The 15,715-nt window shown below is 67.3% G+C and carries 14 protein-coding genes; all 14 read left to right on the top strand.

What is annotated here, in order from left to right; all coding sequences use genetic code 11:
- The first annotated feature begins 126 nt into the window (after positions 1-126).
- The 14 genes from ABIA35_RS25495 to ABIA35_RS25430 all read left to right on the top strand — a co-directional run bounded on the left by ABIA35_RS25495 (position 127) and on the right by ABIA35_RS25430 (position 15,674).
- Positions 127-2,928 (top strand): AAA family ATPase, encoded by a 2,802-nt coding sequence (locus ABIA35_RS25495; RefSeq protein ID WP_370359559.1) that lies wholly within the window; start codon positions 127-129, stop codon positions 2,926-2,928.
- Positions 2,929-3,018: 90 nt separating this feature from the next.
- Positions 3,019-4,005, top strand: coding sequence for an alpha/beta hydrolase (locus ABIA35_RS25490; protein WP_370359558.1), 987 nt, complete (start codon positions 3,019-3,021; stop codon positions 4,003-4,005).
- 138 nt (positions 4,006-4,143) lie between these two features.
- Positions 4,144-5,109 carry a helix-turn-helix domain-containing protein gene (locus ABIA35_RS25485; RefSeq protein ID WP_370359557.1) on the top strand — a complete coding sequence of 322 codons (966 nt, stop codon included), beginning with the start codon at positions 4,144-4,146 and terminating at the stop codon, positions 5,107-5,109.
- Positions 5,110-5,132: 23 nt separating this feature from the next.
- Positions 5,133-6,185: a helix-turn-helix domain-containing protein gene (locus tag ABIA35_RS25480; protein ID WP_370343643.1), complete on the top strand. Its 1,053-nt coding sequence runs from the start codon at positions 5,133-5,135 to the stop codon at positions 6,183-6,185.
- A gap of 43 nt (positions 6,186-6,228) precedes the next feature.
- Positions 6,229-7,200 (top strand): alpha/beta hydrolase, encoded by a 972-nt coding sequence (locus tag ABIA35_RS25475; protein ID WP_370359556.1) that lies wholly within the window; start codon positions 6,229-6,231, stop codon positions 7,198-7,200.
- A gap of 21 nt (positions 7,201-7,221) precedes the next feature.
- Positions 7,222-7,554 carry a ferritin-like domain-containing protein gene (locus ABIA35_RS25470; protein ID WP_370359555.1) on the top strand — a complete coding sequence of 111 codons (333 nt, stop codon included), beginning with the start codon at positions 7,222-7,224 and terminating at the stop codon, positions 7,552-7,554.
- Positions 7,555-7,567: 13 nt separating this feature from the next.
- Positions 7,568-7,837, top strand: coding sequence for a WhiB family transcriptional regulator (locus tag ABIA35_RS25465; protein ID WP_370343462.1), 270 nt, complete (start codon positions 7,568-7,570; stop codon positions 7,835-7,837).
- A gap of 38 nt (positions 7,838-7,875) precedes the next feature.
- The gene (locus ABIA35_RS25460) at positions 7,876-8,742 is read left to right on the top strand and encodes an alpha/beta fold hydrolase (protein ID WP_370359554.1); all 867 of its coding nucleotides are present in this window, start codon (positions 7,876-7,878) and stop codon (positions 8,740-8,742) included.
- A gap of 221 nt (positions 8,743-8,963) precedes the next feature.
- On the top strand, positions 8,964-10,829 hold the full coding sequence (locus tag ABIA35_RS25455) for an AAA family ATPase (protein ID WP_370359553.1): 1,866 nt from the start codon (positions 8,964-8,966) through the stop codon (positions 10,827-10,829).
- Positions 10,830-10,831: 2 nt separating this feature from the next.
- Positions 10,832-11,731, top strand: coding sequence for a LuxR C-terminal-related transcriptional regulator (locus tag ABIA35_RS25450; protein ID WP_370359552.1), 900 nt, complete (start codon positions 10,832-10,834; stop codon positions 11,729-11,731).
- An 88-nt stretch (positions 11,732-11,819) separates the two neighbouring features.
- Positions 11,820-12,563: an alpha/beta hydrolase gene (locus ABIA35_RS25445; RefSeq protein ID WP_370359551.1), complete on the top strand. Its 744-nt coding sequence runs from the start codon at positions 11,820-11,822 to the stop codon at positions 12,561-12,563.
- A gap of 114 nt (positions 12,564-12,677) precedes the next feature.
- Entirely contained in the window at positions 12,678-13,928 is a 1,251-nt protein-coding gene (locus tag ABIA35_RS25440; RefSeq protein ID WP_370359719.1) for an extracellular solute-binding protein, read from the top strand.
- Between the two features lie 64 nt (positions 13,929-13,992).
- Positions 13,993-14,847, top strand: coding sequence for a carbohydrate ABC transporter permease (locus ABIA35_RS25435; protein WP_370359550.1), 855 nt, complete (start codon positions 13,993-13,995; stop codon positions 14,845-14,847).
- Complete coding sequence (locus ABIA35_RS25430) at positions 14,844-15,674, top strand: carbohydrate ABC transporter permease (RefSeq protein ID WP_370359549.1); 831 nt, start codon at positions 14,844-14,846, stop codon at positions 15,672-15,674. Before ABIA35_RS25435 ends, ABIA35_RS25430 begins: the two co-directional genes overlap by 4 nt.
- Positions 15,675-15,715: the final 41 nt, after the last annotated feature.

Genomic DNA, 15,715 nt, shown 5'->3' with positions numbered 1-15,715 from the left:
CCCGTCTACCACGGCGACTGGTCATTTGCCAGATGCGCGCCGATCGTGGGCGCCGGAAGAATCGACGACACCGGCCAGGCGCTGTCCGGCCGCCGGAGACGGAGCAGATCTGGAGCACGCGAGGCGATGATCGAGACGGCAGACGGGTCGGCGGCAGACGGGGCGGCGGCAGACGCCGGTCGCGACGGACGACGTCGCGCACCCGGGGACCGCCTTGTGGGCCGCGATGCCGAACTGAAGGCGATTCTCGGCCGGGTTCGGCAGTCTCAAGGCGACTCCCGCATCGTTCTCGTGCTCGGTGAGGAAGGCATAGGCAGGACGCGACTCCTGCGGGCCGTCGCCGAGCAGGCCGCCGGCGAAGGCGTTCAGGTGCTGTCCACACAGTGCTGGATCGCCGAGAAGCACGTTCCGTTCGCCACCCTGCGCCGCTTGCTCGCCGGTTCCCCGGGAGAGGCGTCGCACGGCTCGGCCCAGACTCCGCATCGCATACGGAGCGTGGCGGCCGCGCGAGCGCTGCTGAGCCGGATGAACGGTCCGCATTGGACCCTGATCGTGGTCGACGACGTCCAAGACGGCGACCAGTCGTCCCTGACTGCCCTGTGCTGGTTGGCGCGGCACAGCTCGGATCACCGCGTGTCGGTGCTCTTCGCGGCGCGCGGTGATGCTGTCCCACCTTGCCTGCCCTCCCAGACGGAAATCCTGCGTCTGGGGCCGGTCGGCCCTCGGTGGGCCGCGACGCTGCTGGACGCGCAGCCCGGCGCGCCCGCCGGTCGGAGGCGGCTGGAGACACTCCAGCAGGCTGCGGGGAATCCGGCGGCGCTGCTGGAACTGTGCCGCGGCGAGGAGCCGGCCGACAATCGGGCTTCGGTTGCCGCGGTGCTGTCGGATCACGCGCGGGTCGGATCCGGACTCCGGGAACGGATCCGTCGACTGCCGCCGCAGACCCGACGCGCTCTGCTCTACGCGGCGATCGCGGTACCGGGCGAAGACATCTCGGCCGTCATGGCCGCGCTGGGTACCGACGATCTCGGCGTCTGGGCCCCGGCCGAGGCGGCCGGCGTCATCACGGTCGTGGACGGGCTCATCGTCTTCCGGCATCCGCTCGGCCGCAGCGTCGCGGCTTCTCGGCAGCCGGTATCGGATCTCCATCAGGCTCATCGGGACTTGGCCGCGGCCGGCCTCGACGGCTCCGCGTCGCAGGCATGGCATACGGCCGCCGCGACGCTGGGCACCGACAACCGAGTCGCGCGCAAGCTCGGCGAGGCGGCTTGGGACGGCGGTGACGGGTTCGCCGCCGGGCGCGCTCTGGAGAAGGCCGCAGGACTCGCCGTCGGTGCGGACCGTGCCATCCTGCTCGCCGAAGCCCTGACAGCCGCCGCCGCAGTAGGGGACTGGGACTGGGTGCGGGCGTTGCACGAGGATTTCGTCCGCTGCAACGATGATCCCGTCCTGGGATGCGCCGCGGCCTGCGCGGTGGCCGCGACGCTGTCGGCGGCTTCTCATCAGAAGGAGGCCTTCGACCTGCTCCTCGAGGCTTCCGACAACTGCCCCGAGATGGACAGCCGACTGGCGCTCGCCGTGGCGGCGGTGGCATCCGGCATCGCCGACCAGTCCGGTCTGCCCGAGCATCACGAGCGGATCCCGAAAATGCTCGCCCGGGCAGAAGCGGCCGGGAACACAAGGCGTACCGGGCAACGGATGATGCGGCCACTCGAAAGCTCGCAAGCACGATCGGCACTCACCGCGTACGTGATGGCCGTGGCACAGCACAGCTTGGCCACCGCGATCCTCCGGCGACTCGACCAGCCGCGGTTCGCGGCCATGACCGATCCCCCGGACCGCGTCGTTCGCAGGCTCGCCGTGGGATCGACGGCCTATTACGCCGACGAACCCGACACCTGCCTGGAACAGTTCCGCCGCGCCGACGAGCACCTGCGTGCCCGTTCGGCGTTCGGAATGCGCGCCTGGCTGCTGGCACCGATGGTGGACACCCTGCTGGCCACCGGCCGTTGGATCGAGGCCTCGGCGGTGGCCGAATCGGCTGAGGACGAGGCCGCGGTGATCGGGGCGAGCCGGGTCGCCGGCGACATGCGCGCGCTCAGCGCGACTCTGCGCGCACTGCGCGGGCAGACCGTGTCCGACGACGCTTGCTCCGCTGAGGACACCGGTCACGTCGCGGCCATCGACGAGAACGGCGCGACCCGGGCGCGACTGGCCCGGGCCCGTGCAACGGCCGCCACGGCGCAGGCGGACTGGGGCGGGGCCTTCCGATGGCTCCGCAGCCTGTTCACTCTCGAAGGTGAGCCTGCACATCCGCACTTGTCTCCACGCGCCGTCGCGGAACTCGCCGTCGCAGCTGTCCGGACAGGTCGGCAACAGGAGGCCGCGGAAATACTGGAGCGGGTGCGGGCACAGCTCGACCGGCGGCCCACCACACGCATGACTCTCTTGATGCATCACGCCGCCGCCCTCGTCGATCCAGCCGTGGATCCGGAGCAGAGCTTTCAACTCGCGCTGGTGAATCCCGCCGGCGAGCAGTGGCCCCTGGAGCGTGCCCAGACACGCCTGAGCTACGCGCTGTGGCTGCGCCGCTGCCGCCGGGTCTGCGAGGCAAGGGAGCAACTGGCGGCCGCCTTGGAAACCGCCGAGCAACTCGGCGCCGCCGCGCTGATCGACGCGATCCGCGGCGAACTGCGCGCCAGCGGAGTGGCGATGGCTCCGGACGCCGAACCTGTCGCCGCGCTGTCCGGGCTGACCGCTCAGCAACGGCAGATAGTCCAGCTGGCCGCTGGCGGCCTGTCGAATCGTGAGATCGGTGAGCAGCTTTATCTCTCGCCCCGCACGGTGGGATCGCATTTGTACAACGTGTATCCCAAACTCGGTATCAGCAGCCGACATCAGCTCCGCGATCTGTTGGAAGCGCGATAGTGTCGCCGCAGACCGTTCTGATACGCTCCGCAAACATTTGCGGAACGCCCGAAGAATATGGTCGGCATGGTAAAGCGAGAGGGGAAGCGGATGGAGTTATTCCCCCGCGACGACGCCGACGCCCTGCCATCGTCCACGGTAGTGCTCGATCCGGCGGTGGAGCAGCTCATCTCAGCATCCGCCGCACCGCCGTCCCTGGACGACCTGGGGCCGGAGCTGGGTAGGCAGGCGCTGCAGGAAGCCCAGGCCGACTGCGTCGAGGATTTCGACGTCGAAGCGGAGTTCCGCGTCGCGCCGGTCGGCCCCTCCGATCTCGTAGGGTTCTGGATCTTCCGGCCGAGGGGCATGTCAGCGCCCTCGCCGACGTTGTTCTACGTCCACGGCGGGCGATGGATGCTCGGCGATGCGCAGACCCACGTGCGACTGGTCAGCGAACTGGTCAAGGGCTCGGGGACGACGGCCGTCGTGCCGGAATACAGCCGGACACCCGAAGCCCGCTATCCGGTGGCGCTGGAAGAGTGCTACGCGCTGCTGAGCTGGATCACCGACCAGCAAGACGCATTGGGCTTGGACACCGGACGGCTCGCGGTGTCCGGCGACTGCGCCGGCGCGACGCTGGCGACCGTGCTCACCATGCTGGCGAAGACGCGCGGCGGCCCGCGAATCACGGCGCAGCTGCTGTACTACCCGCTCGTCGACGCCCGCTGCGACTCCGCGTCGCAGAAGCGATTCGCGACAGGCTACCTCCTGACCCGCCGGGCACTGCGCCGGTACTGGCGGGAGTATCTGCACGGAACCGGCGGCTGGGACGAGCCCACGGCCACGCCCTTGCGCGCGAACCTCGACGACCTGACCGGTCTGCCGCCCGCCCTGATCATCACGGCGGAGGCCGACATCGCCAGGGACGAGGGCGAGCTTTACGCTCGGCGGCTGCGGGAAGCCGGGGTGCGGGCGACCTCGATGCGGTTCCTGGGAACGGTGCACGATTTCGTGTCACTGAAGGCATTGCGGGACAGCCCACCCAGCCGGGCCGCGCTTCAGCACGGGTGCGAGTTCCTCAAGGCTGCGCTTACTTAAACCGATCCGAAACACACCAGTCGCTCTACTCATGCGTCCGCCGAGGTGGCGCGTCAGGCTGGGATCATGCCAGCACTCCAGGACTCCCCCGTAGAAAGCCGTGAGTTCTCCGATCGCGCCGCACTCACCCGGCGCCGTGTGCTGACCACCCGCTCGGTGCCAGAACGCGAGAGCTTGGAGTTCTGGCACGATGCCGTCCTGGCGACCCTGGTCGGCATGGACATCAGCGCTGAGAAGAACGTCTACGACGCCACCATGTGGACGGACCGCCTGGGCGACCTGCAGATCACTGTCGTCGAGTGCGACCCGGGCATGGTGCACCGCAGTTCCCGCTTCATCGCCCACGGCGACGACAACCAGGTCTTCGTGGCCCTACAGAGCACCGGTTCGGCGCTGGTCGAGCAGGACGGCCGGAGTACCGAACTGAAATTCGGCGACATCGGGTTCTTCGAGACCAACCGTCCGTTCCGTACCCGGTATCCCGAACGGTTCCGCATGAAGATCTTCGCCGTCCCGCGCAGCGTTCTCGGTGTGCGGGACGAGGATCTCAGGAAGCTGACCGCTCGCGCCCTGCGTCCCACCCACGGAGTCACGGCCTTGTTGTCACCGTTCATGGATCAACTGGCCGACGATTCGGCGCGGTACGACACCGCCACCGCCGGCCGGCTCGCCCGGAGCATGGCCGGTCTGCTCGCCGCCACGGCGGCGGATCACCTGGATCTGAAGTCGGCCGACCTGCCGGGCGCTGACGACGTGCTGCTGTTGCGTATCAAGGCTTTCATCCGTTGGCACCTGTCTGATCCGGACCTCAGCCCGCAGGTCATCGCACGTGCGCACGGCATCTCCGTCCGTTATCTGCACAAGCTGTTCGGGGGCGAGGGTACGAGCGTGGGCAGGTGGATTCGCGACCTGCGGCTGCGTGAGTGTCGCGCCGAGTTGGCCACGAGCCGAGCGGGAGCCGTGAGCGTCGGACAGGTCGCCCGCCGCTGGGGGTTTTCCGGCACCGCCCATTTCGGCCGGGTATTCCGCAGTGTCTACGGTGTCTCCCCGTCGGATTGGCTTCAGCAGCTCGACGACCCGGTCGCGATCGGGGCGACGTCGTGAGCGACCGAGCACGGAACGCCCCGGTGTTACTGCGTGCTCAGTGGCAGCGCACCCGCTTCTCCACTGAGGAGTGTGCGTTCGAAGATCCCGTCAGGTCCTTGTGCCGTGTCGTGTCCCGCGTGTACGGGGACGCGGAGGTGACGGCGCGGGATCCACGCTCGTTCACGGCCTCCCTGACCGCCGAATGGTATGGCGCAGTACAGGTCGTCACCGAGGAGTCCGCGCCCATGGCGATCACGCGCGCCGCCGAAAACGTTGCTGGCGACGTACGCCGGCACATCATGGCCCGACTCCAGATCACCGGCGAGGCCTTGCTGACGCAGGATGGCCGGTCGGCGCGCCTGCGTCCCGGGTCCCTGGCCCTGTACGACGCCGGGCGGCCGTTCAAGGTCGCCTCCTCGGTTTGCCAGCGCGCCCACGTCCTGGTGATGCCACGGGCCCTGCTGCGGCTGGACGAGCCGTCGATCCGGACGATCACGGCCACGGCGATCGCCGGTGTCGGCGAAGACGCCGGCGCTGACGCCGATGATCCGGGGGCTCGGCTGCCGGTTCTGGCGACCGGCCTGATCCAGGAGATCGCCGACGCCGCCCCGGCCTTGCGCGAACCACTCGCCCGGGCGGCAGCCGACGTCATCGGATCGGCAGTGGCCGAACACGTCAGCGGCAACCGGCGCGCCGCCGCAGACCCGCGGCAGGTACTCCTGGACCGCGTCAAGGCCTCCATCGAGGACCGGCTGGGCGATCCCGACCTGAATCCCCAGGACATCGCCGATCAGCACCATGTTTCCCTTCGCTATCTCCACCTGCTCTTCCAGCGAGAGGGCACGACGGTGAACGGCTGGATTCGCGAACGCAGACTCGAAAGCGCGCGCCGTGACCTGTCGGCGCCCGATGCTCGCCGCCGGTCGGTGGCCGCCGTCGCGGCACGCTGGGGGTTCGTCAACGCCTCGCATTTCAGCCGGGCGTTCCGCGAGTCCTTCGGGGTGCCTCCTGTGCAATGGCGAAGCCATGGCCGTGCACTGACTGGCGTCGCTCCGTGCATCGCCGGACAAAACCTCGGACGTGCCGAAACCTAGCGTGGGCCTCAGTAAAGAACCCCTCCCTGAAAAGGAGCTCACGATGTCCGAGAACACCCCGGCCGCACCGCTGCTGGAACCCGAGGCCCAGGCTTTCGTGGAGGCCACTGCGAACCCGCCCTACCTGTCCGACCTCGGCCCGGTCGAGGGCCGCAAGGCTGTGGACGAGGTCCAGTCCGGCGAGATCGCCAAGCCGGCCGTCGACGAGGAGTGGATCACCGTGTCCGGCGGGCCGACCGGCTCGGTACCGGTCCGGATCGTCAAGCCCGCCGGCAGTACCGGCACCCTGCCGGTGATCATCTACATCCACGGCGCGGGCTGGGTGTTCGGCAACGCCCACACCCACGACCGGCTGGTCCGCGAGCTGGCCGTCGGCGCCGGCGCGGCCGTCGTCTTCCCCGAGTACTCGCTCTCGCCCGAGGTGCGCTACCCGGTGGCCATCGAGCAGAACTACGCCGTCGCCCGCTGGGTCGTGACCGACGGCGCGAGCAAGGGCCTGGACGCCTCCCGCATCGCGGTGGCCGGCGACAGCGTCGGTGGGAACATGACCGCCGCCCTCACCCTGATGGCCAAGGAGCGCGGCGACCTCCCGCTGGTGCAGCAAGTGCTGTTCTACCCGGTGACCGACGCGAGTTTCGACACCGGCTCCTACCACCAGTTCGCCGAAGGCTACTTCCTGCGCCGCGACGGCATGCAGTGGTTCTGGGACCAGTACACGACCGACCCCGCGCAGCGCGCCGAGATCACCGCCTCACCGCTGCGGGCCACGACCGAGCAACTGGCCGGGCTGCCGCCGGCGCTGGTCATCACCGGCGAGGCCGACGTGCTCCGCGACGAGGGCGAGGCGTACGCGAACAAGCTGCGCGCCGCCGGAGTCCCGGTGACCGCCGTGCGGTTCCAGGGCATCATCCACGACTTCGTCATGCTCAACACCCTGCGTTCCACCAATGCCGCGCAGGGCGCCATCACGTTGGCCGTGCAGACCCTGCGCGCCGCACTGCACCCGGCCGCCTGACGCGCCAGGGAGCGGAACACCATGTCCAGCCAGGCTCGTCTGCACCAGCGAAGCGCGGAGACCCAGCAGTTCGGGACCGTCACCCAGCTGCCCATCGCGTTGGCCTATGACACCCGGATGTACTCCAGCCCGCGGCCCCCTGACGGGATCGAGGACGTCCCGGCGATGCTGTCGCGGCTGCTCGAAGCCCACGAGATCATCCTCGGCGAGACCCGCGACGCGGCTGCCCGTGTCGCGAAACTGGGCGACGACGGAACCGCGGACGTGCTGGTTTCACAAGTCATCCGCACCGGCGAGACCCAAGTGTGGTTCCTCGCCGAGCACCTGGTCGCCCCACAGGCCGACCAGCGCTGAGCCGGAGCCGCGGATGAAGCCTTTGAACGCCAGGCCACTGCTCGACGACTGGGGCTGGCAAGTACAGGCGGCGTGCCGCGGCATGGCCGTCTCGGTGTTCTTCTCCCCGCATTACGAGCGGGGAGACTCCCGCCAGCGCCGGGAACAGCGAGCCAAAGCGATTTGCCGCGAATGCCCGGTCCGGCAGCGGTGCGCTGCCTTCGCACTGCGCACCGGCCAGGCTTTCGGAGTCTGGGGCGGTCTGACCGAGGCTGACCGCGGATACACCCGGCGCCCGGCCTGAATTCCCTTCCGATAATCACCTCCCCAAAGGAGAGCTCCATGGTGTCCAAGAAGAAAGCCCGGTGGACCGCACTGGCGGCTGCCTGCGCGGTGGCCGGTACAGTCGCCCTGACCACTGACTCCTCGGCGACTGCCGCGGTACCGGGCACCGCGGTCGCCCAGCACCACGCCAAGCCGACGATCGTGTTGGTCCACGGAGCGTGGGCCGACGCCTCAAGTTGGAACGCGGTGATCGCCCGCCTCCAGCAGGCCGGCTACACCGTCTACGCGCCGCCGAACCCGCTGCGCGGCGTCGACACCGACGCGAAGACCGTCGCCGACTTCGTCAACACGATCCCGGGCCCCGTCGTCCTGGTCGGGCACTCCTACGGCGGCTTCGTCATCACCAACGCCGCGACGCAGACCCCGAATGTCAAGGCCCTGGTCTACGACGACGCGTACATCCCCGACCGTGGCGAGACCGTGTTCCAGATCAACGCCGCCCAGCCCGGCTCGTGCGTCACCGCCGATCCGACGACGTTCCTGAACCTGGTCCCGTACCCGGGCGGTCCGACCGGCGACGTAGACGCCTACCTCAAGGACGCTCCGAACGGGAGCTATGAGGGCTTCGACGCCTGCTTCGCCAACGGAGTGTCCGCCGACCAAGCGCGCCTGCTCGTCACCGGCCAGCGGCCCTTCGCCGTCAGCACCGGCTCGGAGCCCTCCGGCGTCCCGGCGTGGAAGACGCTGCCGTCGTGGGCTGTCGTGGGGACGCAGGACCACGTCATCCCACCGGCTGAGTTGCTCGCCATGGCCCAGCGGGCCGGTTCGCACATCGTGCAGGTCCCGGCCGGCCACCTTTCTCTGATCACCCAGCCCAAGGCGGTCACCGACACGATCATCAAGGCGGCTCGGTCTCTCGGCTGACGCCCAAAGTCAGGTGCGCCGCGGTCCGCGTTACGCGGACCGCGGCGTACCCGTCGACGTAGTTCTAGATCAGCCACAAGTGCTCGGCGCTGGTTCCCGGACACCTCGTCGGGGACGTCACAGCTCCACCTACATGTTCAGGACACACCGCAACGAATGTCGAGCCGTAGCATGAACCAACACGTCGGAAGGAGTGACTGAGTTTCGGGAGCGCTAGGCGGATGAAAGGGGCAGGCGAGTTGATATCGCATGATTCACTGTCCCGTAGCGGTCTGCGCGGCCGGGAACTCGAGCTCGAAGCGCTTCAGACACTGATCGCCTCGGTGGCCCACACTGGAAGCAGCGGGCTGGCGTTGATCCGGGGGGAACCGGGGATCGGCAAGACCACGCTGCTCACCGAGGCGCTGGCACGGGCCGGCGCAACGGGGTTCTCGGTCGGTTTCGGCAAGGCCGACGAGCTGCACAGCATGATGCCGCTCTCATCGCTGGCAGCCTGCGTCTTGCACGGCGCGGAGCCACTGCTGTCCGACGACGTCTTCCTCGACATCGCCCGCCATCACGACCAGCGGATCTGGTTGGTCGAGCGGGTCGCGGAGGCGATCGAAGGCCGGACGAAAAGCGGGCCGGTGCTGATCGCGTTGGACGATGCGCAGTGGGCCGATCCGCTGAGCCGATTCACGTTGAAGCAGCTACCGGCGCGGCTCGCGACTTCGCCGGTTCTGTGGATCCTCACCACTCGGGAAGATCCCGCCGGCCTGGCCGATGAGGTCGTCGCCGCCGCGGCGGACAACCTTCCGACGGTCACCGTGCCGTTGGGTCCGCTGTCCAGTGCGGCCATGGGCCAACTGGCCGGTGACGCACTCGGGACGGCGGTCGACGTGCGGGTACTCGACTTGCTCGACGGAGCCGGCGGGAACCCATTCCTCGCAGTGGAGATGCTCACCGGACTGGACACAGCTGAGACCTCGGACGGACTCGTGCCCCCGGGGCTGGTAGTGGGTGTGCGCGGCAGACTCCGGTCGTTGAAGCCCGGAACGTTGCGCTTCCTTCAGATGGGCGCGGTGCTCGGGCGCGGCTTCGGTTTCCACGAGGCCGCCGCGTTGTGTGGCGAACCGACCACCGCACTGATCCCGGCACTCGAGGAAGCCGTGCACGCCGGCCTCCTGGACGATGACGGCGATCAGCTGGTCTTCCGCCACGACCTGCTGCGTCAGGCGGTCTACGTCGACATCCCGCCGTCGGCCCGTAAGGCTCTGCATCGGGAGACGGCCCGCCACCTCGCTCGCGCAGGCCGGAAGCCCATCGACGTGGTGCCGCACATTCTCAGAGGGGCTGTGCCCGGAGACGAGGAAGCCGTCGCGCTACTGCGGTGCGCTGCCGACGACGTACTGCCGGTCGCCCCTGGCCTCGCAGCCGACCTGATGACGCGCGCTCTGGAATTGGCGCCACCAGCACAGCCGCTGTGGTTCGACGTAGGTGAGCAGGCGATCGTCTGTCTGTCACGTGCCGGCCGGAACCGAGAAGCGGTGTCGACCGGCGACCGGCTCCTCGCCCGCCAACCATCGCTGGAGACGTTCAGTCGGCTACAGGCCGCCCTCGGCGGCGCGTTGTGGAACATGGATCTCGCCGAGGAGCTGCGCCGCAGAGTCGAGGCAACCCTCACAGTCGGAGGTGCCGCCCCGGCGGAGGCGGCCAGGCTGACCGCCCTGCGAGCGCTGGCTTTGTCCAGGGGACGCGACCTGGTCGCGGCACGCGAGGTCGGCGAGACCGCGCTGCGCGCCGCCACTGCCACCGGCGACCGGAAGGCACACGTCTTGGCTCTGTCCGGACTCGGTGAGATCGCACAGAACGCAGGAGAGAACGCGGCGGCGCTGGAGTGCTTCGCCGCGCTCACTGCCGTCGATTCCGCTTTCCTTCCCGAACAGATCGTCGCGCACCTCCACGTGGACGACTTCGCGTCAGGAGAGCAGCTGCTTCTGCATGCCTCGCACAATGCCGGGCCGATGCGCCAGGCGATGATGCTGTGGGCACAGGGCCAGCACGATCTGGGCTCGGCCGGCTCGACGACGCCGACGCCGACTTCGTGACCATGGAACGTCTGGAAGACGACGTGCAGGTGCCCGTTCAGCAGGTGAACGCTCGCGTCATCCGTTCTTGGATCGCTCTGTTACGCGGAGAACGGGAAGCAGCGCGGGAGCACCTGGCGGCGGCGCAAGAACGCCTGGCGGTCAAACCGAACCCAGGCAACACGGCCGCTGTGCGCTTTCTGGAAGCGATCCACGCCGAGGTCGATGGGGATCTGAGGCTAGCCGTCGACAAGATTCGGCAGGTGCAGCATGAAGGTCCCTTCATGCGCTGGCGGCTGTTGCGCAACTCGGTCGGTTCCGCGATACGCATAACCCTCAGCAGCTCTGACCACGAGCTTGCCGAAGACTTGGCCGCACAAGCCGGAGCCTACGCCGAACGCAACCCGGCTGTGCCCACAGCCAGAGGCATCGCGGCGCAGGCGATCGGGCTCGTGAAGAATGATCTGGCGCTACTCGAACAATCCGTGGAGCTGTTGAAGGCAAGCCCTCGTCCGCTGCTGCGGGCCGCCGCCGCCGTTGATCTCGGGCAGGCGTTCCTGGCACAAGGCCGGAGGCTTCAGGCAGCGGCCGCCTTGACTGACGCCCGTGAAATCTTCGCCGGGTCAGGCGCACACGCCGCGGCTGCATGCGCACAACAGGATCTGGACGGCGCACAGTGCGGTAGTCGGCGGTCAGGGTCTGCTACGGCTCCGCGCCCGGTACAAGGATGGGCGGCCCTCACAGCCTCGGAGAAGAAAGTCGCACGCCTCATCGCAGAGGGCCACACCAACCGTTCAGCCGCCGATTTTCTCGTCGTATCCCCCCACACCGTCAACACTCACCTGACCTCTGCCTTCCGTAAGTTGTCGGTCAACTCCCGGGTACAACTTGCGAACTTTGTTATGGCGATGCCGGATACGTGAGTGACCAGGTTGGTACGTTCCCGCGATGTCCCATGCGTCCGAAGGCGTTTGGCTCGGGACACATCACATACAGTCGGAGGTCACCGACATGCACGAATCCACCCAAACGGCGCCTACCATCGTGCTCGTGCATGGGGCGTTCACCGGCGCCTCGTCCTGGGCGGGAGTCATCAGCCTCCTGCACGCCGCCGGACTGAAAGTGCGCGCGCCAGCGAACCCGTTGCGTGGTCTGGCCCAGGACGCTGCCTACATCAGTCGTGCGTTGTGCGAGATCGACGGACCAGTCGTGCTGGTCGGTCACGACTACAGCGGCGCGATCATCACCCACGCCGCCACGAACGCGGACAACGTCGTGGCCTTGTGCTACATCGCGGCGTTCGGCCTCGACACGGGTGAAAACGTCATCGACGTCACGAACCGTTTCGCCCCCGCACCAGCAACCGACGCGATCCGCACCACCGCCTTGCTCGACCAGATTCCAGGCGGCCAGGAAGATGAGCTGTACATCCGGCGGGAACAGTTCCCGGAGGTGTACGCCGCTGACCTTCCGGCAACCGTCACGGATGTGCTGTCAGTGGCACAGCGTCCGATTGCCTGTAGCGCGCTGACCGGTAGGTCGGGTCCGCCAGCCTGGGCCTCCAAGCCGTCCTGGTATGGCATCGCGACTGCCGACAAACTGATCAACCCCACAGCTCAGCGCTTCATGGCGCAACGCATGGCGGCCACCGAACACGTTCTGCACGGTTCACACGCCGTTGTCCTGTCGCAGCCCGCCGCCGTGGTGGCGATGATCCAGGAAGCCGCTGAAAGCGGATTGGGAAGATCCATATAACATTCGTTTCGAACGGAAGATGCCGGCATGGGTCGTCTTGATGACCTCCGCAGTCCGCCCAGTCTCCCGACTACGGCCCGGTCCACAGGCATCACTCGATGAAGGCATCACATGATCTCACCGGCCAGACTCCCGGCGCGGCGGACCGCCGCCTATCTGACTGGAATCCTTGCCCTCGCATCGGCTGCCACAGGGTGCGGTAATGGGACCGGGGCCGCGTCCTCCGCAGGTAAGGCCACCTCCATCACGGCGCTCGACTACTACACCGACGAAACCGAACATGCTCAATGGGGCGCATTGCTCGCCGCCTGCGGTAAGACCGCCGGCGTCACGGTCGAGCAGACAAGCGTTCCCGGGGCGGCGCTCATACCCAAGGTTCTTCAGCAGGCTTCCTCCCGGACTCTTCCCGACCTGTTGATGCTGGACAATCCCGATCTGCAGGAGATCGCGCAGACCGGAGCGCTGACTCCGCTGGACCAGTACGGAATCGACTCCAGCGGCTTCGCCAAGGGCATCCTTTCTGCTGGCACCTATGAGGGAAAGGTGTACGGACTGGCACCTGACGTCAGCACTGTCGCGCTCTTCTACAACAAGGACATGCTTGCCGAGGCCGGTGTCGCCGTACCAAGGACTTGGGACGAACTGAAGTCGGCGGCGGCCAAGCTGACCCGCCCCGGGCGCTACGGGATGGCGGTGGATGCGAACGCCACTTTCGAGGGAACCTGGCAGTTTCTGCCGTTCCTGTGGTCCAACGGCGGGGATGAGATGGAACTGGACACTCCACAGGCGGCACAGGCGCTACAACTGTGGGTCGACCTGGTGAAGAGCGGATCCATGTCGAAGTCCGTGCTGAACTGGACACAGGCCGACGTCCACGACCAATTCGCCGCCGGCCGGACAGCCATGATGATCAACGGCCCTTGGCGGATCGCGGCCCTGAACAAGGACCAGAGTCTGCATTGGGGGGTGGCGCCCATCCCCGTCCCCATAGCGGGACAGACCCCAGTCATGCCCCTCGGTGGCGAGGTGTGGGCAGTCCCGCAGAACGCTTCCAGAGATCGGCAGGTGAAGGCGGCGAAGGTTCTCGCCTGCCTGAACGATCCCGCGAACATGCTCGCATCCGCCGAAGAGCACTTCACCGTGCCCTCCCGCTCCGCGGTAGCTGCCCAGTACGCAGAGCAGGTCCCGTCGGCGGCCGCCTTCGTCGACAGCGTGAACCTGGCGCGCGCACGTACCGGCGAACTCGGCGTCGATTGGCCCAAAGCAGCGACCGGAATCTACACGGCCATTCAGTCCGCACTGACGGGCGAGCAGACCCCAGAGGAAGCACTCAAGCATGCACAGCAGATCGCGACCGGGTCCTGATCTGCCTTGGGGCAAGGATCAGACCGTAGCGCGGGCGCGTGTTTGGGAGCCACTCGCCCGGTGGATGTTCATCTTGCCCGCGGTGGCGTACCTGCTCATGTTCTTCGGCTACCCGATCGCCAAGAACGTCGTGATGAGCTTTCAGCAGTACACGACCGCGACGTTCTACACCGGCGTCGCGCCGTTCGTGGGGATGCGGAACTACTCGAAGGTCCTTTCGTCGGACCTGTTCTCCAAGGAACTGCTCACCACGCTCCTTTTCACCTTCTGCTCAATATTCGGGCAGTTCACAGTCGGCCTGGCTTTCGCCATCTTCTTTCAGCGCAGGTTTCCCCTCAGCCGCGTTCTCCGGTCGCTGCTGTTGCTGCCCTGGCTGCTGCCACTGGTGGTGTCCGGTACGACGTGGAGGTGGATGCTCGATCCCGACACGGGGGTCGTCAACCGCACGCTGCGCGGGCTGCACCTCATGTCGTCAGGCGTTCCCTGGCTCACTGGCACCTCGCAGGCGTTGGTGTCGGTGATCCTCGTCAACGTATGGGTCGGAATCCCGTTCAACACCACGGTTCTGTATGGCGGCCTGCAGGACATCCCAACGCATCTGTACGAAGCGGCAAAACTGGACGGTGCCGGCCCGTTGGCATCGTTCCGCCATGTCACCTGGCCGCTGCTGCGCCCCGTCGTGACCGTCGTCCTGGTGCTGGGCGTGATCTATACGGTCAAGGTGCTGGACATCATCCTGGTCGTGACAGGCGGCGGACCGGCGGACGCCACGGAGACTTTGGCCACGCAATCCTACAAACTGTCGTTTCAGCAGTTCGAGTTCGGCCGTGGTGCCGCGATGAGCACCATACTCATCGTCATCTCACTGCTCTTCGCGATCCTCTATCTGCATGCCAACCGCCGCACTCAAAACGCATGAGAAGCGATCCCGTGAAGCATGCGCACAAGCCCGGCCCGGCGTCCACGATCATAGGCATCGCCCTGCTCGCGCTGATGCTGTTCCCCGTGTACTGGATGGTGAACGCATCGCTCCAACCCGCAGGTAATCCCCTACAGGGAGGCTGGTTCCCCTTCCATCCGGACTTCAGTGGTTATGCCATCGCCTTGCACGACCAGGGACGCAATCTCGTCACCAGCTTCGTCGTGGCACTCGGCAGCACCGCGCTCAGTCTCGGGCTCGCGACTCCGGCGGCTTACGCGATGGCCCATTTCCGCCTCCGAGCGACCAATCTCCTGCTCTTCGGTACTCTGCTCACGCAGATGGTGCCCGGCATTGTCGTGGCCAACGCGCTCTACGGTGCCTACAACGAGCTTGGGCTCCTCAACTCCTACCCCGGACTGATTCTCGCCGACTCCACCGCCGGCGTCCCCTTCGCCATCATCATCATGCGTTCGTTCATGCTCGGCATCCCCCGCGAGATCATCGAGGCCGCGCGAGTGGACGGAGCAGGAAGGCTGCGCACCTTCCGCTCGGTGGTGCTCCCGGTCAGCCGGAACGCTTTGATCACCGCCGGCATCTTCACTTTCCTTTTCGCCTGGAGTGACTTCCTCTTCGCCCTCACGCTGACCACCACCGATGCCGTGCGACCGATCACGCTGGGCGTCTATCAATACATCGGAGCTCATGCGAGCCAGTGGAACGCGATCATGGCCACGTCCGTCCTGGCATCGGTGCCGGCGGCTGTGCTGCTCGTCGTCGTCCAACGCTATGTCGCCGACGGCGTTACCGGCGGAGCGGTCAAGTAGCGGGCCTTTCGCGTTGCACTCCTGATCTAGCGGATTCACGC

Source organism: Catenulispora sp. MAP12-49, from assembly GCF_041262705.1.
Taxonomy (GTDB): Bacteria; Actinomycetota; Actinomycetes; order Streptomycetales; family Catenulisporaceae; genus Catenulispora.
Note: the sequence above shows the minus strand (reverse complement) of the source record. Positions and strands in the feature narration are given on the sequence as shown.

Coding starts and splice junctions, on each gene's coding strand:
- ABIA35_RS25495 (WP_370359559.1), top strand. CDS start 127: ATGATCGAGACGGCAGACGGGTCGGCGGCAGACGGGGCGGCGGCAGAC.
- ABIA35_RS25490 (WP_370359558.1), top strand. CDS start 3,019: ATGGAGTTATTCCCCCGCGACGACGCCGACGCCCTGCCATCGTCCACG.
- ABIA35_RS25475 (WP_370359556.1), top strand. CDS start 6,229: ATGTCCGAGAACACCCCGGCCGCACCGCTGCTGGAACCCGAGGCCCAG.
- ABIA35_RS25470 (WP_370359555.1), top strand. CDS start 7,222: ATGTCCAGCCAGGCTCGTCTGCACCAGCGAAGCGCGGAGACCCAGCAG.
- ABIA35_RS25465 (WP_370343462.1), top strand. CDS start 7,568: ATGAAGCCTTTGAACGCCAGGCCACTGCTCGACGACTGGGGCTGGCAA.
- ABIA35_RS25460 (WP_370359554.1), top strand. CDS start 7,876: ATGGTGTCCAAGAAGAAAGCCCGGTGGACCGCACTGGCGGCTGCCTGC.
- ABIA35_RS25455 (WP_370359553.1), top strand. CDS start 8,964: ATGAAAGGGGCAGGCGAGTTGATATCGCATGATTCACTGTCCCGTAGC.
- ABIA35_RS25450 (WP_370359552.1), top strand. CDS start 10,832: ATGGAACGTCTGGAAGACGACGTGCAGGTGCCCGTTCAGCAGGTGAAC.
- ABIA35_RS25445 (WP_370359551.1), top strand. CDS start 11,820: ATGCACGAATCCACCCAAACGGCGCCTACCATCGTGCTCGTGCATGGG.
- ABIA35_RS25435 (WP_370359550.1), top strand. CDS start 13,993: ATGTTCATCTTGCCCGCGGTGGCGTACCTGCTCATGTTCTTCGGCTAC.
- ABIA35_RS25430 (WP_370359549.1), top strand. CDS start 14,844: ATGAGAAGCGATCCCGTGAAGCATGCGCACAAGCCCGGCCCGGCGTCC.